This is a genomic window from Ignavibacteriota bacterium (genome assembly GCA_016218045.1).
GTDB lineage: Bacteria > Bacteroidota > Ignavibacteria > SZUA-365 > SZUA-365 > JACRFB01.
This window is the reverse complement of the sequence record JACRFB010000046.1, coordinates 129,020-149,703: the sequence shown is the minus strand read 5'-3', so window position 1 is coordinate 149,703 and position 20,684 is coordinate 129,020. Positions and strand designations below refer to the sequence as shown.

General features: G+C 61.8%; 14 protein-coding genes and 1 tRNA gene. 6 read left to right on the top strand and 9 right to left on the bottom strand.

Translation table 11 applies throughout. The features are described from left to right. Positions 1–554: 554 nt before the first annotated feature. Positions 555–1,106, bottom strand: a complete 552-nt coding sequence (locus HY962_12875) for a dihydrofolate reductase family protein (GenBank protein ID MBI5647815.1) — start codon at positions 1,104–1,106, stop codon at positions 555–557. Positions 1,107–1,374: 268 nt separating this feature from the next. Here HY962_12875 and HY962_12870 point away from each other — a divergent pair, with 268 nt between their 5' ends. From HY962_12870 to HY962_12860, 3 genes are all read left to right on the top strand, one after another. Beyond that, positions 1,375–1,587, top strand: coding sequence for a helix-turn-helix transcriptional regulator (locus tag HY962_12870; GenBank protein MBI5647814.1), 213 nt, complete (start codon positions 1,375–1,377; stop codon positions 1,585–1,587). Between the two features lie 70 nt (positions 1,588–1,657). After that, positions 1,658–2,941, top strand: coding sequence for a hypothetical protein (locus HY962_12865; GenBank protein ID MBI5647813.1), 1,284 nt, complete (start codon positions 1,658–1,660; stop codon positions 2,939–2,941). An 81-nt stretch (positions 2,942–3,022) separates the two neighbouring features. After that, a complete protein-coding gene (locus tag HY962_12860) occupies positions 3,023–3,544 on the top strand; it encodes a hypothetical protein (GenBank protein MBI5647812.1) in 522 nt (173 codons plus the stop codon). A 167-nt stretch (positions 3,545–3,711) separates the two neighbouring features. On the opposite strand, the gene HY962_12855 is transcribed toward HY962_12860, so the two are convergent. The 5 genes from HY962_12855 to HY962_12835 form a co-directional block, all read right to left on the bottom strand. Then, positions 3,712–6,072 (bottom strand): immune inhibitor A, encoded by a 2,361-nt coding sequence (locus HY962_12855; GenBank protein ID MBI5647811.1) that lies wholly within the window; start codon positions 6,070–6,072, stop codon positions 3,712–3,714. 77 nt (positions 6,073–6,149) lie between these two features. Further along, on the bottom strand, positions 6,150–7,577 hold the full coding sequence (locus HY962_12850) for a T9SS type A sorting domain-containing protein (GenBank protein ID MBI5647810.1): 1,428 nt from the start codon (positions 7,575–7,577) through the stop codon (positions 6,150–6,152). A gap of 151 nt (positions 7,578–7,728) precedes the next feature. Next, positions 7,729–7,802 (bottom strand) — tRNA-Asp (locus tag HY962_12845). Positions 7,803–7,949: 147 nt separating this feature from the next. Next, positions 7,950–8,390 carry a hypothetical protein gene (locus HY962_12840; GenBank protein ID MBI5647809.1) on the bottom strand — a complete coding sequence of 147 codons (441 nt, stop codon included), beginning with the start codon at positions 8,388–8,390 and terminating at the stop codon, positions 7,950–7,952. Then, positions 8,362–8,907 (bottom strand): DUF4256 domain-containing protein, encoded by a 546-nt coding sequence (locus HY962_12835; GenBank protein ID MBI5647808.1) that lies wholly within the window; start codon positions 8,905–8,907, stop codon positions 8,362–8,364. Before HY962_12835 ends, HY962_12840 begins: the two co-directional genes overlap by 29 nt. A gap of 536 nt (positions 8,908–9,443) precedes the next feature. Between HY962_12835 and HY962_12830 the strand changes: the two genes are divergently transcribed. The 3 genes from HY962_12830 to prmC are packed head-to-tail and all read left to right on the top strand — an operon-like array spanning position 9,444 to position 16,926. Beyond that, positions 9,444–13,586 (top strand): choice-of-anchor D domain-containing protein, encoded by a 4,143-nt coding sequence (locus HY962_12830; protein ID MBI5647807.1) that lies wholly within the window; start codon positions 9,444–9,446, stop codon positions 13,584–13,586. A 58-nt stretch (positions 13,587–13,644) separates the two neighbouring features. After that, positions 13,645–16,047: an endopeptidase La gene (gene lon / locus HY962_12825; protein MBI5647806.1), complete on the top strand. Its 2,403-nt coding sequence runs from the start codon at positions 13,645–13,647 to the stop codon at positions 16,045–16,047. 6 nt (positions 16,048–16,053) lie between these two features. Next, positions 16,054–16,926 carry a peptide chain release factor N(5)-glutamine methyltransferase gene (gene prmC, locus HY962_12820; GenBank protein MBI5647805.1) on the top strand — a complete coding sequence of 291 codons (873 nt, stop codon included), beginning with the start codon at positions 16,054–16,056 and terminating at the stop codon, positions 16,924–16,926. A 335-nt stretch (positions 16,927–17,261) separates the two neighbouring features. Here the strand turns inward: prmC and HY962_12815 are convergent, their stop codons facing one another. From HY962_12815 to HY962_12805, 3 genes are all read right to left on the bottom strand, one after another. Further along, entirely contained in the window at positions 17,262–18,413 is a 1,152-nt protein-coding gene (locus tag HY962_12815; GenBank protein ID MBI5647804.1) for a hypothetical protein, read from the bottom strand. 143 nt (positions 18,414–18,556) lie between these two features. Continuing rightward, positions 18,557–19,621, bottom strand: coding sequence for a dihydrodipicolinate synthase family protein (locus HY962_12810; GenBank protein ID MBI5647803.1), 1,065 nt, complete (start codon positions 19,619–19,621; stop codon positions 18,557–18,559). Between the two features lie 31 nt (positions 19,622–19,652). Beyond that, positions 19,653–20,669 carry an NAD-dependent epimerase/dehydratase family protein gene (locus tag HY962_12805; protein MBI5647802.1) on the bottom strand — a complete coding sequence of 339 codons (1,017 nt, stop codon included), beginning with the start codon at positions 20,667–20,669 and terminating at the stop codon, positions 19,653–19,655. Positions 20,670–20,684: the final 15 nt, after the last annotated feature.

Sequence of the window (20,684 nt, the reverse complement as noted above, 5' to 3'; positions counted from 1 at the left end):
TCGCTCCGGGCTCATTAAGGACGCTGGGCGCACGTCGTCCCCGGGCTCACGCCCGGGGCTGGCATGTGCCGCCCTCCGCTTCGCTCCGGGCTCGTGGTGTCGCCCTCCGCTTCGCTCCGGGCTCCGTTGAAGGTAGCAACGTGGAAAGTAGCAACGTGGATCGGAGAAACGTTGATCGTGTTACTTGTTACGTGTAACGACCGTTGTGTCGCCCTCCGCTTCGCTCCGGGCTCATCCAGTCGCCCTTCGCTGCGCTCGGGCTCTGTTGAACGTAGCAACGTTGAAAGTAGCCACGTGGATCGTAGAACGTGGAACGTGTTACGTGTTACGTGGAACGAGCCTTGTGTCGCCCTCCGCTTCGCTCCGGGCTCGTGGTGTCGCCCTTCGCTGCGCTCGGGCTCCGTTGAAAGTAGCAACGTGGAAAGTAGCCACGTGGAAGTAACAACGTGGAAAGTACTTACGTACCCCGTGTTACTTGTTACTTGTTACGTGTTACTTGTTACTTGTTACGTGTTACTTGTTACGTGCCACGTGTTACGTGTTACGTGTAACGTTCAGCGTGTTTCCATCGCAGCCGCCGCGGGGACGTAGGTCAAACGTATCACATCGTCGGCGATGTGTTCGTGCGCGATGAGGCGGAGCGGCGGGCGGGGGCCGGCGAAATAGGGTGTGCCGTGACCCAGCACGACGGGATGCAGGTAGATTCTGTACTCGTCGATCAGGCCCAGATCGGTGAGACTGCGCGCCAGGTGCGGACCGGCAACTTCGATCTCACCGTCGTGTTCGGCCTTCAACACGCGGATTGTGCGCGCAAGATCGTCACCAAGCAGCGTGGCGTTGGGACCAACCGACGTCGACGTTCGCGAAACGACCCATTTCGGCTGCCTCCGCCATGCCGCCGCGAAGGCCTGCTCATCCTCGTTCCACTCGAGATGATCCTCGTCCCAGTAGCGCATGATTTCGTACATCCGGCGGCCGTACACACTGCCCGCCTGCCGCTGGGCTTCCACAACAAAATGACGGAAGAGCGCGGGACCAGGCGCAAAGGCCTCATGGTCCACATACCCATCAAGCGACTGGTTCATACCAAAAACAAGTCTGGCCATATCACGTCCTTTCCTTTCGCGACGGCGTGGCACGCATGCCATCAATTTTTCCTTGAAGATCCGCAATTCCCGCCCTTCCCGCAATCGATTCCGCCTCGATCCGCGCGTCGCAGGAGTCGGCGTTCCACCTCCCCAGTGTTCCGCGAAAAGTGTTCCAGTCGCTTCACACACTCACACATCAACGGAAAGTGCATGTAAAGCATACTTGACATTTTGTACAGGATGCTGTACATTCGTCCGGCATCGATGTAACATCAATTCAGACGCGATGAAAACGAATCTCAGGAAATACCGCTTCGAACGGGGCGATTTGAGTCAGCAACAACTGGCCGACATGGTCGGTGTCTCGCGACAGACCATCATCGCGATCGAGCGTGGTGATTACAATTTGTCGGTGAAACTGGCCCTGCTGCTGGCCGCGAAACTCGGCGTCACCGTCGAGGAACTTTTCTCTCTCGAAGACAAAGATCTCACGCGATGAGCGGCACCGGCAGAACTGTCGACGCCCGCACGATCCCCACACTGTACCTTCCACCTTCTCCACCGCGCATATGAAACGAGACGCCATCTTCTTCACCGCCACCGCCATCGCCGCCGCCGGACTCGTGCTCACCGCACTGGGCAGCGAGGCCGGCCTCATTCTCTTTGTTCTGGCCTATCTGCTGCGTCCCGCGCTGCGCGAGTTCGGCTGGGCTCCGCGTTTCGCCGACGAGCGCGAGGCCATGATCCACTCGCGTTCGGGCGACATCGCCTTCATCGTCACCATTCTCGCTGCAGCGGGATTCACGTTGTGGCGCATCGCGCTCGACCAGCCGCCTGAGGAATTGTACGAACTGATTGCCATCGGGCTCGCCGCGCGCGCCGTGACGGGACTGGTACTCGCGGAGGACTATCGCAAGGCGGGCGCGCTCATCATCGGTGCCGTGGGATTTTTTCTGGGCATGTTCATCCTGCTCGACGCGGGCTTCTCGGCACCCGGAATTGTCGGAATCGGACTCGCCGCGCTCATCGCCGGGGGCGCCCTGCTCGCGCGACGCTTTCCACTCGCGGCCGCCATTGTCCTTTCCGCACTTGCCGCGCTGATGATCGCCGCGTTCGACCTGTATCGCTTCGAACACAACACCGCCCCCCTGTGGCTCTTTGTTGTCACTCCCCTGCTGCTCGCCGCGGCCTGCCTCTTTCTCGGCCGCGGGAACGACGACACGCCGGTACCCGCCCGTCTTCGGTCCATCGTCTTCGGCGCTCTTGGCGGAGCCGCCGCCGTGGTGTTCGCCCTCCTGCTGCTTGCCGGCAGCCGCTCCGAACGAGTGCGCGAATACGCGCAGGTACGGCATGGGAACGCGGGCGACCAGCGCGTGCTGCAAGGCCTCGTCTGTACAGGAAGCTTCGAGACCTGGCCCGACGGCTCTCTCAAATCCGCAACACTGGCCATTGCCGACACGGTGTCGGGACGTGTGCTTCCCGCGGGAAGCAAGGTGCACTTCTACCGCGACGGATCCTTCCATTTCTGCTTCCTGCCCGGCGAGGTGGAGATCGACGGACATCTCTGCCGCGGAGGCGGCCATGATTTTATGACACACCTCTATCCGGACGGTTCGCCGAAAATCATCTGGCTCGCGCGCGACGAGATAATTCAGGGTCTTCCCTGCGCACGGTTCGAGTGGTTCGGCGATGTGTTCGGCGGCGCGTCCGACGTGGTCTTCTACCCGAACGGCACACTGAAACATGCAAAACTCTCGCGTGACGCAACGGTGCAGGGGCTGGAATTGCGCAAAGGCGACCATGTCCTCTTCGACCGTAACGGGAAACTCGTCTCCGCCCCGCAGTCCCGTTAAAGCAGCACCGCAGCTCCGCATCTCACACCATCCGGAAAACTACTCGCATCCCATACGACTCACTGTCACGGAGGAAACCACATGAACAAGGCACTGATCACTCTCGCCGCCACGTCGCTCCTTTTTCTTTTCAGCACCACGCACACACATGCCCAGCAGAAACAGGCGCTGCGTCTCGGCGTGTACGATTCGCGCGCCGTTTACGTGGCGTGGTTTAATTCGCCGTTGGCCGAAAGTCCCATCCCCGCTCTGCAGAAACGCATGAAGGATGCGAAGGAGCGGAACGACAGCAAGGCCGTCGCGGCCTGCGAGCGTGAAGGACTACTGCGCCAGGCCATGTCGCACGAGCGCGGCTTCGGCACCGGATCCATTCGCGCGATCATGACGCGACTCGCCACACAGCTCGAGCAGATCGTGACCACGGAAAAACTCGACCTCGTCGTTTCAAAGTGGGAACTGAACTACGCGGGCGCCGATGTCGTGACCGTGGACATCACGGAAAAAATCATCGCGGCCATCGGTGTACCGGAGAAGATGAAGAATATCGCGCGGGAGATGGAGAATCATCCCCCGGTCGAAGACGCCTTTCTCATGGAAGACTGACCGGCACGTGGAGGGACGTCCCGTCGCACCTTTCAGCTAGGCGCGCTCGACGAGACACCGTGTCGCGAAGAACGTGGTTGTCGCGCTGTGCCACCCTTCGACTCCGCTCAGGGTGACACACCATCGTGATCCCACCCTCTCCACTCCCAAATCCTATCTCCTATCTCCTATCTCCTCACTTTCACCACCATCCTCACCGCCGTCTCGCGATGCGTGCCTTCACCAATCTCCGCCGTACACATGTAGACGCCCGGTGCAAGCGGCTCGTCGATGTGTAAAACGAATTGTCCCGCGGACTGCTGTCCGTCGATGAGCGTCCGCACGAGACGACCGAGCGCGTCGCGCAATTGAACTCGGAGCGTCGCGGGATTCGAGAGTGTGCAGACGAGTTGTGTAGAGGATGCGAACGGATTCGGTGTATTGGGCGAGAGGTGCAGCAGCGCGGGCGCGGGCACGTCCGCTGTGTGTGAGATTGCCGACTGCCACGCGAGCACGGCGATGCTGTCCACCAGCCAGCCGTCGAACACGGTGCCCTCGTCACTCTGGAAGTTGAAGCGCAGTTGTACGCTGTCGCGTCCGCACCAGGGCGTGAGATCCATGGTCTCGTCGGCCCAACTGCGGCGCAGACCATCGTAGCCCGGCGTGTTGACGGGCACCTGTTTGCTGGCGCCGTACGCCTTCGAGGTGTAACGCCCGGTGAGCGGCGTCCACGCGTCCGAGCCCGCGCGCACCTCCACGAGTCCGTAATCGTTGTTCGATTCGATAAACCACTTTGTGACAAATCGCAGTTGCGCGGCAACATACGTGCGCAGGTCGAGCGGACGCCGCAGCGTGAGGAACGAGGAATCGCGGTTGATGGAATTGCCCGCGGGACTTTCGGTGTAACAGAATCCTCCGCGCGCCTTGTCGTTGGCCTGCCGCCCCCATCTGCCGCCCGCCACCCACAGGACGTCGCTCTGCTCCGCCCCGTCGGCCAGCAGCGTCTGCGCATTGCCGATGTGGAAAAACACCGAGTCGCGCATCACACTCTCGTCGGTGCTGATGGTCAGAAAGACGCGCACGGGATCGCCGTTGGATGTGACACCCGGAAGTTTTGCCAAGCGCAGCGCAAGCGGATCCGTCTGCGGGAACACCACCGCGGCACGCGACGGATCGGTGTCGACGAGCGGACCATCCACCACAACAGACAACGAATCGATGCGGCCCGTTGCCGTTGCACCCGCAAAGCCGAGCAGCAGTGTCACACCCGTCGCATCCTCTTGTACATCCGATGTTGCAAGGCGCACGTGGGGCACGGCCATGTGTGCAAGTTGGATGTTGGCCTCGAGTTGTTCGTCGGCCAGCGCGAGGATACGCGACGGCGGCGCCCAGAAGTTTTCGGGATAATTGCCGATCTCAGGTGTGAGCGCGATGATGGGCCGGTGCGCCGTTGTGTCGCCGTACATCCAGTCGTCGGAGTCGCCATTGGTGAGGTAGTTCACCGTCTGCCGGCCCGTGCCCCATGTATAGCGGTTGTGTAGCGTGAGCCGCTCGCTCAGCGATCGGAACAGCACACTGTCGCGAGTATCGCGGTCGCTGTATCCCCACGGGAAGATCAGCAGATTTCCGTACGTGTGATAGTTCAGCGCGTACTGAAAGTGTTTGCGATTGCAGAAATCCCGCAGCGTCGCGGTTTCTGCTTCGGAGAAACCCGAGGGTCCGCGGTAATTGTCGCGTGACGAATCCGGACTCGATCCCGTGTTGTCGTTGCCCCAGCGGTAGCCGTAATTCCTGTTGAGATCCACACCGAAGGCCGGGCCGAACGGCCTGCGGTTCTTGCGCCACATGCCTCCGCCCTGCGGCTTCTGCGCCTGATTGTAGGCATACCCGTCGGGATTCACAACGGGCACAAATACAAGCGCGGCGCGGTCGAGAAGTTTGTGTATTTCGGGATTGCCCGGATACTGTTCGATGAGATACCACATGAAATACATCAGCGCCATCAGGCCCTCCGGTTCGCGGGCATGATGCAGGGCGGTGTAGAGTACCGACGGAGAGGCGCTGTCGGGTGATGCGGTCAGGGTCACTGCCACTATCGGCCGGCCCTCGATGGTGCGGCCGATGGTGTCGTTGGCGGAGAGCAGCGCGGGTGCGGCCGCGCGCATGCGGTCGAGTTCCTGATAGAATTCCTCGAGTGTGAGATGTCCGCCCATGCTGCCCAGCCGGAACTGCGCGGCGCGGGAGCCCACAAGCGCCTGCATCGACGGAAGGCGCTCGCCGCGCATACGATCGGCGTAGTGCCGGTCCCACTCAGGAATCAGAACGGAGTACGCAATGCCGTGTTTTTCGAGCAGCCGCCGGTCGTCGTCGCCGGCCCAGAGTTCGATGCTGTTCCCGGGTTTGACCCGCGCCTCCTCCAACGGAAAACCGAGGCGCGCGACGGTGGCAACATCCACCGATTCGGACAACGGGATACGAATGGAACTGTAACGCTGCTGCGCCATGGCGAGGCCGCTGCAGAGGAGGAGCAGTAGTAGAGTCTGTTTCATGCGGGGAAAGTTTTGGAAGGACGCCGGTGGAACACAGGGAGCAACCTACAACATCCTCCCTCCCAGATCCTAGCGGATTATTCCACGACAAACTCCCCTGAGCTCACGATTCGCGTCCCGTCGCCGCTGCGGATGTGGAAGTAGTACCGTCCGCGCGCAAGCTGCCGTGTGTCGAAAGTGATGCGGCCGGAAAAGAGACGCTGCGGACCCACCCGCCTTCCGGCGGTATTGGTGATATGCAGAAGCAGCGCGGTGGGTGCGGCCTCGTGCATCTCGATGGTGAGCATGCCGCGTGTCGGATTCGGGTACAGACTGTGTGCGACGGGAAGCGGATCGTGCAGGCCGCTGCCCGTACACGGCGTGTAGGTGAGAAGCCGCACACCGGTCCATGAAGATACAAATGGCACCAGTGCGCAGATGTAGGAGAGATAGATTTGATCGCGCCACACACCGATGCCCCAGGTGCCGATGTCGTTCGATACTCCGCCGTAGAAATTACACGAATCGGGTCGCGCGGGATTCGACACATCGAGCACGATCATATCACTCCTGCCGGTCGAGAGAAACAGACGCCGGCAGTTTCTGTCGAGAACCATTTCGTTTGTGTGACTCGGACTCGCGAACCAGTTGTTGTCGGGGCAGTTGTACGGATTCCACCAGCCATGCAGACGTATCGATGCCGGCTTCCGCACATCCAGCACTTCCATCCCGCAGTAATCCGCGGCCACGTAGAGCAGCGAATCGTCGAGCACGGCATTGTTGTAGGCCTTCGGCCGATTCAACGGCGTGTACATGACGGGATTACACCAGCGTCCCACTTCCACCGGCGCTGTCGGAATCGTGCAGTCGATGATGCGCACACCGCCCGCATCGTAACAGAGATACACGATACCCGCGCGCACGTCCATGCCACGCGCGTTGTAGAGATTCGGATTCGGATTCGGCACCGGCGGGAAATTGATGTCGGGAAGATATTGCGACAGCGGACGAATGGTGCGCGGATCCGACACGTCGAGCACGACCAGTCCGCTCTGCATCGCACCGAGATACGCGTACGCACCCTCGACCACAACAATGCCCGCACCGCTTCGTGACGCAGGAACGACGTACGTATCCGTCACCACGGGCGCCAACGGATCCGTCACATCCACAATTGCCATCCCGCCGCTCTGCGGATTTGTGAACGTGTTGCCGAGTGCGATATACAGCCGGGTGTCCTTTTGCGAGAGATTCATGACGTCGAGCGTGTCGAAGGCCGATACCGGAATGTTCGCAACAAGCGCGGGAGTGTCGGGCGATGATACATCGTACACGCGCAGCCCGGCCTCCTTGTTGGCCACATACAGATACGGGCGGTCGAGGGCGTCGTGCTGCATGGTCATCGTCATCGTGGCACACCCCGACGGAATCTCCGACCGCAGCCGGAAATTCATCGTGCTGCAATCCTGGCCATACACCCGCGCCACACACACGGCGCACAGCAGAACACCAAACAGAAGCTTCATCGCGGCCTCATGCAGAAAGCGTTGTGGCCCAACACTGCCGTTGGGCACGGAGATAGATTATACCAGGTTCGTGGGAATGCTATAATCTATCGCGCCCGTCAGAGCAAATCAAGATGGCCCATAATGCAAAAGCCCCCTACCGGGGGCTTTGCGGAGCGGACGAGACTCGAACTCGCGACCTCCTGCGTGACAGGCAGGCATTCTAACCGACTGAACTACCGCTCCAATATTGCGCCTTCCGAAAAAAGCGTTCACAAATATAGGACTCCGCGGCATTGTACGCAAGTGGAAGTGGAAAAAACATTGCACGCGGCTGCGGAGGAAGGTGTTTGTAGCAGTGCGTCTGCCATGGGCGCTTGCTGCGGGCGTCGCTCAACGGATGAAGATCAACAGAACGCCCTGAAACCCGAGCAGTGCGAGCAAGGCGAACAGAGCTGATTGTGCCCGCGATGCTTCCGAGACCGCGCGTGCGCCTTTGAAAAACAACAGATAGAACCACACGAAGTAGACAAGGTACACCGTCCACAGAAGTGCCTGCCAGATGGTTGGCTCGTTGAGCTGCTGTTCATACCAGGCCATGTCGAGCAGGCCGATCCAACCCAGGAACGCGTCGGGAAGGTCGTGGAGCATGCTGCTCCACGAAGCGACGCCGATCCCGAATCCGAGAATCATCACGACAGTGGGGAAAGTAAGCCGCTGCGAGATACTGGACGAGACGAAGGTCATGGCGCCGCAGGCAAAAAAGAAGGCGAGAACGTACCCCGGCAGCGCCAGAAATATCGCCTCACACGCGCAGGCAGCCCCGGAATCCACGCGCAGCGTAGTAGGACTCGGCGCCGTTGTGGTAGGTAAAGACGTGGTCGAAGCGGCGGTCGCAGAATAGCGCGCCGCCACGGGTTCGAATGGCCGACGGCGTGAGTATCCAGCTCGACGTCTTCAGATCGAACTCCCCGAGCGTCTGCAGCATACGATACTGGTCCTCGGTGAGTATTTCAATGCCGATGGCCGCGGCCACGTCCATAACGTTGCCGGCGGGTTTGTTCGCCTTGCGCGCTTCGAGCGCGGCACGGTCGTAACACAGACTCCGCCTGCCTGCGGGACTCTCGGGCGAGCAGTCGAAAAAGATGACGGCGCCTGTCTTTTTGTCGCGGCTCACAACGTCGGGTTCGCCGCCGCTGTCTTCCATCCTCTGCAAGGTCTGCAGAGCCGCTGGCGCGGCTTTGAGGCGCGTGAACACATCGGTCCACGCAAGACCCTCGTGCCGCCGCGGATGTTTTTCAAATCGCTGCTGAAGGGTGGTGATGAGTGTGTCTTGTTTTGTTGATGTCATGTTCGGATCTCCTTCTCATGAATCCGCACGCCGGATTCCGGGGATGCGGGTGTTCCTCCCATAACACATGTTGCTGCTTCTCGGTTCTGTGCCCATGCAATACGCCGGTGCCGCGGCCATCCACACGGGGTCCGGTGCTTCGTTTCATGCCCAATTTTTGACACGGTATCCGCTCACATCAGAATAACATCCGCTCAGGTGTATATCGATACTGTCCCACATTCTGTACCCGATCGGGAATATACCTGTCATCCACACCTCGAGCAGCGTCAAGTACCGGTTTCGGGTTTGAATAGGAGAGGAGAATAGAGACGTTGACACACGGAACAGGACACGCGGCCCGCTGTCAGGATTTGTGCGACTCGGGTGTCACACCTTCGATCCGCACCTATCACCTGTGACCACAGACGATGCTCTCGCGTTTCCATGCACCGAGCATGAAGGATCGTGCCGGAACACGCACCCGGCCTCATGCCTTCGCACAACACTCTGCTTCTGCTGCACATGCTCCGAAGGATAGACTTGCGGAAGCATTGATGTGGCTCGCGCTGGGACTGACCTGCTGCCTCGTGTTCGGCGGGCGTGCGCAGGCGCAGGCATGGGTGCTGGATACACCGTATTCGCTGTCCGTACAGAACGCGTACGACATCGCGATGTTTGACACCGGCCACGCCGTACTTGGCGGCAACGAGGTGGCGTGGAGACAGGGTACAGGATCCTGGTCGCAAGTCTATCCCATGCCGATTCACGATCAAGCATCTGTTACAACCATCAAGGGCACGCCGTACGCATGGGCGGCGGGTTACGATCTCGGCACGAATTACGTGTATCGGACCTCGAATTACGGCGCAAGCTGGACGTCGAAATCCACCGGCCTCGTGCAGCCGCCGACCTGGAGCGGGCCGTATTATCTGGACGTGAGCTTCCGTGATACGCTCGAAGGTCTCGCGGTGGGTGAAGCCGGGCTCATCTCCTACACGAGCAACGGGGGTGATACGTGGACGACCATCCTCGCGGGGACGTCCGCCGATCTCGTGCGCGTCCATTGCGCGGGGAACATATGGTATATCCTGGGCGATCATGTGCTGCTGACGTTCACTCCGTCGGCGGGCATAGGCAATATCACCGCCGCCTCGCCCGATGTGGCCGCTGCATACAAGCCGTATCTGGGTTTCCACTTTCTTGACGACATGACCGGTTTTATTCATGCCGATAAACTCTACCGCACCACCAACGGCGCAGCCACCTGGGATACCATCCCGCGAGCGACACCGACGCCGCCCGCACGGAGCATCTTCTTCCACACGGCGCTCGACGGTTGGATGATCGGCGAAAACGGCTGTCCGGCGCATACAACAGACGGGGGGCAGACCTGGCGGACCCACCGCACATCCTTCGGCGCCTTTTTGCACGATCCCGTCGAATTCGACTTTGCCGACACGCGACACGGACTGCTACTCGCCCATCATCCATACAGTCCCGGGTACATTCCAAATGTCGCCGGGATGCGGCTTGTCGACGCGCCACAAATTCGCGCGTCTCAGATTGACTTCGGGACCATAGTGTGTGGCTCCGGAGGAATAACACACTTTACGATCTGGAATTACGGGAATTTGCCTCTCGATATTCCGGCCGGTGGAATTGTCTTCCCCGGGAGCACGTGTACCGTCACGTATCCGACACTTCCATACAGCGTGCCTGCCGGTGATTCCGTGACGGTCCTTGTACAATGGTCGCCGGGTCCGTCATTTTCAGGCACACTCGCCGACACGTGCCTCATTACATCAAATGATCCCACAACCCAACGTGAGCGCGTCGCAGTATCGGGCAGGAGGATGTTGAACGGCGCGCAGTTCGATCCCGTGCTCACGTTTCCCCGAGTGTGCCAGGGTCAATCGCTTGACAGTCAGGTGACTGTGACACCGCTCGGGATGCCGCCGCCGCGCTTCCTGGGCTGGCGAGTGCTCGCGGGTGACGCCGCGTTCAGCATCATCGCACCGGCACCCGGCACGGAGCTTACCGCCGCAACGGACTTCACGGTCCGTTTCACACCCGTACATTCAGGTCCGCACTATGCCGATGTGGAATTGTCGATCGGAGACAGTGCGTGTCCGTCGCGACGGCTGCTGAGTTGTTACGGCGCCGCGTTCACCGAGCAGATGACAGTGGAACCGCGCGTGGTCGATTTCGGCGAAGTCTGCATAGGGTCCTCACGCGACACACTGCTCACACTGCGCAACGACGGCGATGTGCCCCTCGAACTCACGCGCTGGGTGAAAACCTCCGGCTCCGACGCCTTTATTCCGGACGTGACGACACTCGGTGTGCAGCTCGATTCGGGTGTGAGCATGTCCGTCCGAGTGACATACATCACAGCCACGCGCGATACGGGCAGCGTGAGCGCACGGCATATCGTGGGCTTCAGCGGCTGCCGCGCCGACTCGCTGCCACTGCATTTTGCCGGTCGCGCAGTACAGAACGCGCTGATGTTCACACCATCCACACATATCACCCTGGGGCCGGCCTCCCCCGGCGACACCCTCTACGCCCCGCTGTTGCTGCGTCGCATGGGGAACGGACGTGTATACGTCGACTCGTTGATACTCGGCGGGAGCAGAGACGGAATCGATATACTGCACCCGCCCACCCTGCCCTTCGCGTTCGGCGACAGTCTGGCGCTGACAGTACGGTACGCGCCGGCACGCGCGGGTTTGTCGACGGCACAGCTCACGGTGGTGTGGTCCGGTCCCTGCGGCGGACGTGAGACGTGCACCATACAGGGTCAGAGTACGGAACCGCCGCGCATCGATGTCGCGGCGCAACAGACGTTTCGCGCGCAGACGTGCCCGGCTGCGGTGCGCGACAGCGTCCTGGTCCGCAACGCGGGCGCGGGTGTGCTGGAACTGCGCCAGTATCACTTCGAGGGCCCGGACAGCGCCCGCTTTCGCATCGTGACACCCGTCTTTCCCGTCAGAGTACATCAGGGTGATTCCGTACGATTGCTGATACAGTTCCAGGCCGAGGTCAACGGCAAGAATCACAGCGACCTCGTGTTGCTGCACAACGACGCGGCCGCGGGCGGGAGCACGCGTATCTCCCTCACCGCGCAGCGCGACGTGCCCGAATTGCGCCTCGAGGGTGATACGGTCACCGTGCTGCGACGCTGCGTTGGCGGCATGGCCGCGCGCTCCTTCCTGCTGCGCAATACAAGCACAACAATGCGCACCATACGCGCCATCACACTGCGCGCTGGCGCGGATGTGTTTTCCCTCGGCACACCTCCCATGCCTTCGGTAGTACAACAAGGTGCGGCACTCGCCTTCGGCGTTACGTTCCGGCCGAAGATGGCGGGAGCGGCTGCGACAATCATCGGCGTGCTGACTGCCGAGTGTCCCGACACGATGTTCATCCGCCTTGCGGGCAATGGCGAGCGGAACGGCATCATTCCGGATCACAATAACTGCGACTTCGCGGCCGTGCGCATCGGATCGTCGAGAACTGCGACGGTGCGTTTCCGCAACACCGGCGTGCTGGATCAACAGATTGACACGATGTGGTTGGACGCCGGCACGGCCCCCTGCCGCATCACACCCGTGACGTATCCCGCAGCCATTGCCGCCGGATCGATCCGTGATTGGACACTGGAGTACCAACCCGTGCAGAAGGAACAATTACGGGGAGTACTGCATGCAGTGGTACGCGCACCATGCAACGACACACTGCACGTGTCGGTTACCGGGCGCGCCGTACTCGAGGAACTCGCCTTCACACGCGACAGCATCACTCTTGTCCTCGATCCGTGCGGCGCGACGGGACTCTGCGACACCGTGCGGCTGGCGAACCTCTCCTCGCGTGCCATCGTCCTCACATCCGTTGCCTGCATACCCGGCGATGTGTTACGCGTGACGCCTTCCGTGCCCGTGCCTATGACACTTGCGGCCGGAACACAGCTCGCCATGCTGCTCTGCGCAGAAGCAGGATTTACCGGCACACGGCACGCCGTGCTGCAAATCGGCACCGCCGATAGCGGCGTGGCGCCGATCGAACTTCCCGTCCTGTTGAGACGCGATTCAATGTCATTCACCGCCACGCCCGCGCCCCTGCGCTTCGGCATCACCACACCGGGTGATTCAACACGGGAGACGTGCACCGTGCGAAATCACTCCGATCGTCCGCTCCGTCTGTTGCCGCCGATACTGATAGGCGCCGGATCCGTGTATCGGGCCGTTCCACAGGACACGATGTGGATAGCGGCACGCGACAGTCAGACAGTCGCGATCACATACCGTCCGCTGGTGCACGGCGACGACAGCGCCACGCTCGCGCTGGTGGCGGATTCCCCCTGTACCGACACCGTGTATGTACAGCTTTACGGGAGCGCGCGCGGAGGAAACGACGCGGGAGCAGCGCCGCATCCCGGAGCGCTGGCTCTGGTTGTGACACCGCAGCCGGTTCGCGGCACCGCGCGACTGTCGTGGACTCTGCCTGCCGCCGGACCCGTCGAGCTGCGCATCACCGACATTCTCGGCCGCACCGTATATCGGCTGTACGATGAATGGGCACGTGCCGGCGCACAAACGGTCGAGTTCGACACCGGGGAAATGCCCGCGGGAATCTACATCGCAACGCTGCGGTGGGAAGGCGAACAGCACACCGTCCTGCTGCTCCACGCCAAATGACATTGACCGGCGTATAGTTCGCGGCTAATTTGCTGTTCTGACACACCAACGGAACAGTATGCCCAAGAAACAACCGGCCGACACAGACAGCGCACCCGACATCATTCCCGACGTTCTTCCCCTGCTCCCGCTTCGCGACGTCGTCATTTTTCCGCACATGATTTTTCCCGTCCTCATCGGACGCGAAGGATCGGTGTTATCCGTCACACGTTCCATCGAAGGCGACAAGTACATCTTTGTCTGTCCGCAGAAGGACGCCGCGATCGAGGATCCCGAGCCGCGCGACCTGCACCGCGGCGGCACCATCGCGAAGATCCTGCAAGTCCTCAAACTCCCGAACGGGCTCATGAAGGTGTTGGTGGACGGTCTCGCGCAGGGCATGATCGAGGAGCACCTGCCCGACGACGGGAACGGCGCGCGTGTGCGTGTGCGGCAGCTTGCGCGCCGCCCGCGGCTCACCACCCGCCTGCGCGCCTATGTGCGGCAGCTCGACGTGCTCTTCGGCGAGTACGTGCGCCTGCACAGGAATATTCCGAACGAGACGCTGATCGCTTTCGAGGGGCTCGACGACGCGCAGCGGAAGGTGTACTACGCGGCCGCCAACATGCACGCCGACGTGGCGACCAAGATGGCGATACTCGAGATGGAGGACTTGCAGGCCCAGTACGAGGAAGCCGTGCGTGTGCTGCGCGCCGAGATCGCCATCATGAAGATGGAAGTCGAGATCGACAACAAGGTGCACGACAACATCCAGCGCTCGCAGCGGAAGTACTTCATCCAGGAACAGATCCGCATCCTGCAGACCGAGCTCGACGAGGACGAGGCCGAACCGGGCAACGAGTACGAGGCGCTGCGCGCGCGCATCGCGACGAGCGCGATGAGCGACGACGCGCGGCGCAAGGCCAACGAGGAACTCGACAAGCTGCAGCGCATGCCCGGCATGTCGCCCGAGGCGACCGTGGCGCGCAACTATCTCGACTGGCTGCTCGCCATGCCCTGGGGCGTGTATACAGACGACAATCTCTCGATCGTGAACGCGCGCGCGGTGCTCGACACCGATCACTACGGACTCGACAAGCCGAAGCAGCGTATTCTCGAACACATCGCCGTGCTAAACCTCGTCGGGGAAATCAAGGGCCAGATCCTCTGCTTCGTCGGACCCCCGGGCGTGGGCAAGACGTCGCTGGGCAAGTCGATCGCGCGCGCGATGAACCGCGCCTTTGTGCGCATCGCGCTCGGCGGCGTGCACGACGAGGCCGAGATCCGCGGACACCGGCGCACGTACATCGGCTCGATGCCCGGCAAGATCGCGCAGGCCATCAAAAAGGCGGGCAGCGCCAATCCTGTGGTTCTGCTCGACGAGATCGACAAGATGAGCAGCGACTTCCACGGCGACCCCGCCTCGGCCATGCTCGAAGTGCTCGATCCCGAACAGAACAACACCTTCAACGACCACTACCTCGACGTCGATTTTGATCTCTCGAAGGTGCTGTTCATCACCACCGCAAATGTGCGCTACGGCATTCCCCTGCCGCTGCAGGACAGGATGGAGATCATCGAGCTGCCGGGCTACCTCGAGCACGAGAAGCTCGAAATCGCGAAGCGCCATCTTGTGAACAAACAGATCGCGCTGCACGGACTCGCCTCGCGCCGCCTGCGCTTCGAGGATCGTTCGCTGATGAAGATCATCCGCGAGTACACGCTGGAGGCGGGCGTGCGCAATCTCGAGCGCGACATCGCGACGATCTGCCGCAAGACCGCGCGCAGCGTGGTGGAGGAGGACGCGGCGGCCAAGAAGAAGCAGCCGCGCACCGCCCACACAATCACACCCGCGCTGGTGGAGGAATATCTCGGCGTGCCGAAGCAGCGGCCGAAGAAACGGCAGGGCGACAAGGTCGGTTCCGTCACCGGGCTTGCGTGGACAAGCGTGGGCGGCGACATCCTGCATGTGGACGTGACACTGATGCGCGGCGCTGAGAAGCTGACGCTCACGGGCCAGCTCGGCGACGTGATGAAGGAATCGGCGCACGCGGCGCTGAGCTGGCTGCGATCGAACACCGACCGGCTCGGCATCCCCGAAGGCGCCTTCGAGAAACGCGAAATTCATGTACACATCCCCGAGGGCGCAATTCCGAAGGACGGTCCCTCCGCGGGCCTCACACTCACGATGTCGATGCTCTCGGCGGTGCGCGGCATTCCCGCGCGCGGCGACGTGGCGATGACCGGCGAGATCACGCTGCACGGCGACGTGCTCGCGATCGGCGGACTCAACGAGAAGCTGCTCGCGGCGCGCCGACACGGCATACGCACCGTGCTGCTTCCGAAGGACAACGAACCCGACCTGCGCGACGTGCCGCCCGCCATCGCACAGGGAATGAAACTGATCTTTGTCGGACACATCGACGAGGCCATACAGCATGTGTTCCGTCCCCTGCCGCGCGCGGGACGGCGCATCTCCTGATCACGCATGGGCGCCGAAACGATACAGTCGCTGCTGCGGAAGTCCGTGGCCTTTCTCGAGGAGCAGGGCGTGGACGAGGCGCGGCGATCGGCCGAGATGCTGCTCTGCAGCGTGCTGGGCGTACGCCGCATCGACCTGTACCTGCGTTTCGAACAGCCGGTAAAAGAGGATGAACTGGTCCTCTACCGCACGCTGATCCGGAGGCGGCTCGCGCGGGAACCCGTGCAGTACATCATGGGCGACACCGAATTCTATTCCCTGCCCTTCCGTGTCACCCCCGACGTGCTGATTCCGCGTCCCGAGACCGAACATCTGGCCGAGGCCGCCATCGCCGCGCTGCGGGCCGCGGACGGCGAGGCGCGCGCGCTCGACATCGGCACGGGCAGCGGCATACTGGCGGTGGTCCTCGCGCGAGAGGCGCCCAAAGCGTCTCTCACGGCGAGCGACATCAGTGCTGCGGCTCTCGCGGTTGCAGCCGACAACGCGGCGCGCAACGGCGTGGCGGAACGCATCCGCTTTCTCGCGCACGACATTTTGACCGGATCTCCCGAGGCGCTCGGCGGACCCTTCGAGGTCGTGGTGTCGAATCCGCCGTACATCGCGCCGCAGGATATGGCGGAGTTACAGAGGGAAATATCCGAATATGAGCCGCGCGCGGCGCTGACCGACGAACGTGACGGGCTCACCTTTTACCGGCGCTTCGCGGGACTGGCGGCCGCCCTTCTCGCGCCCGGCGGCCGTATGTTTTTGGAGATCGGCATGGGGCAGCGCCCCGACATCGAGCGGATCTTTGTATCCGCAGGATGTACGCGTTTCGATGTGATTGCTGATTACTCCGGAATTGAGCGTGTGCTTGTGTTTGGGTTTGGTAGATGGTAGTTGGTAGTTGGTAGTTGGGTAGTTGGATCTACTCTGGGAGTGTGAGGAGACAGGATACAGGAGACAGGAGACAGGAACTAATCCTGCCAAGCTGTGTCTCCTGACTCCTGTCTCCTGACTCCTAACGCGAGTGTGAGGAAACAGGACACAGGAGACAGGAGCGAATCGTGCCAAGCCGTGTCTCCTGACTCCTGTCTCCTGACTCCTAACGCGAGCGTGAGGAAACAGGATACAGGAGAGAGGAGCTAATCGTGCCAAGCCGTGTCTCCTGTATCCTTCCTCCTGACTCCTCACACACACCGAATAGATCCAACTACCCAACTACCAACTACTATCTACCATCTACCCTCTACCGTCTCCAACCCCTTCGTGAAGAGACGATACCGCTTATACACCACCCCGCCGAGGCGCTCGTTTTCCGCGCGCATCCGCACATTGGTCTCGAGCTCGTGATGACTGTCAAACATCGTGATCCCGGCGGCGCGGGCGCTTTGAATCATGGCCATACCCATCAGCACATCGATGCCGCGCCCCTGAAACTCCTTCTTGACCGCGCCCAGAAGCAGATCGAGCTGCGTCGCGTGTTTCATTGCGTGGAGGATGTGCAGGAAACCGACCGGAAACAGCCGCCCATGTGAGGCCCGGATGCCTTCGCTGAGACAGGGCATGCCGATAAAAAAGCCGATGAGCGTGTCGCCGAAGTACACCATCTTGATAAAACGCGGATCCAGTATGGGCAGGTATTTCTTCGCGAGGTACTGCATCTCGCCCTCGTCCAACGCCGAGTATCCGTAAATGTCGGCGTAACATTCGTTCATCAGACGGAACACCGCGATGATGTGGGGATGTAATTCGGTTTTATTGCTGAATTCCACCAGCCGGTATTCGTGGCGCGACGACACGCGGCGGTGCACGGCCTCGAACCAGCCGGGAAGCTCGCGCGTGATGTCGACCTTGTAGACGACCCAGTCGATCTCCTTGCCATACCCCTGCTCCTCGAGCAGGCGGAGGATGTACGGATCGTTGTAATAGGTGGCGATGGTCGCGATGTGTTCGTGGCCCTCCACAAGGAAACCCTCGGGATCCTGATCGGAGAATCCGTAGGGACCGACCACGCGGCGCATGCCGCGCGTCCGCAGCCAGTCCTCGACGTGGCCGAGCAGTGCGCGCGCCACGGCTGCATCGTCGGGTGTTTCGAAGTAGCAGAAACGTCCGGTGCGCTCGCCCGTCGCCTCGTTGTAGCGCCGGTTGATGACTCCCATGATGCGTCCGACGGCGCGGCCGTCACGCCATGCCAGGGCCATGGTCGCGTCGCAGTACCCGAAGGCGGGATTGCGTGTGCAATCGAAATATTCCTTCTCGTCGCGTATCAGCGGCGGGATCCAGTTGCGCTGCCCGCGGTGCAGCTCGAACGGAAGCTGAATGAAGGTGCGGCGGTCGCGTCTGCCCGCGACCTCGGTGATGAAAATATCGGATGTGCGTGCCATGTCCGCTCCTGTGTCTGTGATCCGGTGTCCGGGCGGGACGGAACCGCGTGACGCTCCGACGGGAGCCGCCCGCGCCGCCTGAAATATTGCGCGTCGCGGGTGCGCGATTGTCACAGAAGTGTCATTCCAAATATCGTAATCATTTACATTTCATCCGAAAACCATGTCTTTTTATTGGCCAATATCCACTCGTCGTCGCACAGGTGCGGATACGCGGCCGACACGCGCATGATCTCGTCGCGCTGGCCCGGCGAGAGAACCTCGAACGGATCGAGGCAGCACTCGCTGGCAAGCAGGCCCTGTGCGGCGAGCACCGCGTGTATGCCCGGGATGCATCCGGCAAATCCATGCGCCGCGTCGAACACGGCGGCATTTGCATCCGTGAGCTGCGCACCGAGCGCCAGGAGTTCCACCGCGCCGCGGCCTCCTTCCGCGCGGCAGCGCTTGACAGCGTCGAGCAGTTCCACTGCCCGCCGCGTCCACACCGCCCACTGGCCGAGCAGTCCGCCGGCAAAACGCAGATGTGTTCCGCCGATGTCGAAATCCGTGAGAAGGTCGGCGACAATGGCATCGTCATTGCCCGTGTACAGCGCGATGTCGGAGACGCGCCCCGCATCGGCGACGGCACGAACCACGTCGAGTGTCTGATAGCGGTTGAACGGGGCGATCTTGATCGCCACAACATTGTCGATCTCGCAGAAGCGGCGCCAGAAATCGTACGACAACACGCGTCCGCCCGCGGCGGGTTGCAGATAGAAGCCGAACAGGGGCAGCACCGCGGCAACACGCGCGCAGTGTTCCAACAGGGCGCGATCGTCGGCGCGCGCCAGCGCACCCAGCCCAAGCAACGCCGCATGATACCCGTATTCGACGGCCTTGCCCGCCTCCCATACGGCCTGCCCCGTGGTGCCGATCACTCCCGCGACGCGCACGATTGCCGCAGCGCCGCGACGCTCGAAGGAGTCGATCTCCTCGGCGGTGACACGGAGCAGTGTTTTGTACAAGCCGACATCGGGACGGTGCACGGCGAACTGCGTGGTATGCACCCCGATGGCGATGCCGCCCGCGCCTGCGTCCAGGTAATACCGCGTCAGCGCGCGCTGATGGCGTTCGTCGAACACACGCGCTGCGTCAAGCGCCAGCGGGTGCGCGGGGATGACGTGTCCTTCAAAGAGCTGCGCACGAAGCGCCTGTATCGAATCGATCATGGAAGGTCCGGGATGGAGAAAAAAATCGGTGTCAGAAAATCCCGCCGCGCTGTTCGAAGCGGGTCGGTTTGTTCCACACTTCCCCGCCGATCGATATCCAGTGCGCGACGAGACGGCACATCGTGTCGAGAGACATTTTCGGAAATGGAAATGTGTCGTGGAACAACGTTGCATCGGAGAGCAGCGCCGTTTCGGATTCGATTCCCGCATAGCGCGGAACCGTGCCGAACAAGGTCGCAAAACGCGCGGCGAGGGCACGCACCGACAGTACGGCCGGTCCCGTCACGTTGAATACCGCGGGCGGGACGGATGCGTGCTCGAGCGCCAGCAGCGCCGCCGCATTGGCGTCCGCCTGCCAGATCACGTTGACATAGCCCATGCCGAGTTCCACCGCTTCACCGTGCGCGACGCGTGTCGCGATGTCGAGCAGCACGCCGTAGCGCAGATCCACTGCGTAATTGAGACGGATGATCGCGGCCTGTGTGCCGTTGCGCCGCGCGTGATACTCCACCATGCGTTCGCGGCCCAGGCACGACTGCGCGTACTCCCCCACCGGTCCTGTGGCGTCGCTCTCGCGTGATCCGGGTCCATCGGCGGGACTGAAGGGATACACGTTGCCGGTGGACAGCACGATAATTCTAGAGCGGGGAAACGCGGCCAGCACCCGCGCTGGCAGCAGCGTGTTCATGGCCCAGGTGAGGGCGGGATCCCCGGAGGCCCCGAATTTCCTGCCCGCGAGATAGATGATGTTGGGCGCGCCGGGCAGCGCTGCGAGCTGCGTGTCGTCGAGCAGATCGCAGGTACGCGTCTCCACGCCGTGCGCGGCGAGATTCTCGCGCGCCGCGGCATCGGTGAAACGCGACACTGCGATCACCGTGCGTCGTGTTCCCGCGGCATCCGACGCGCGCCGCGCCATGCGCGCGAGTGTCGGACCCATCTTGCCCCCGGCGCCGAGCACGAGCATGTCGCCGTCGAGGCGTCGCATCATCGCAATCAACGCCTCAGGCGGACGCGATTGCCGCTCATCCAATTCCGCAACCGTGGAAATTCGTTCGTGTTCCGC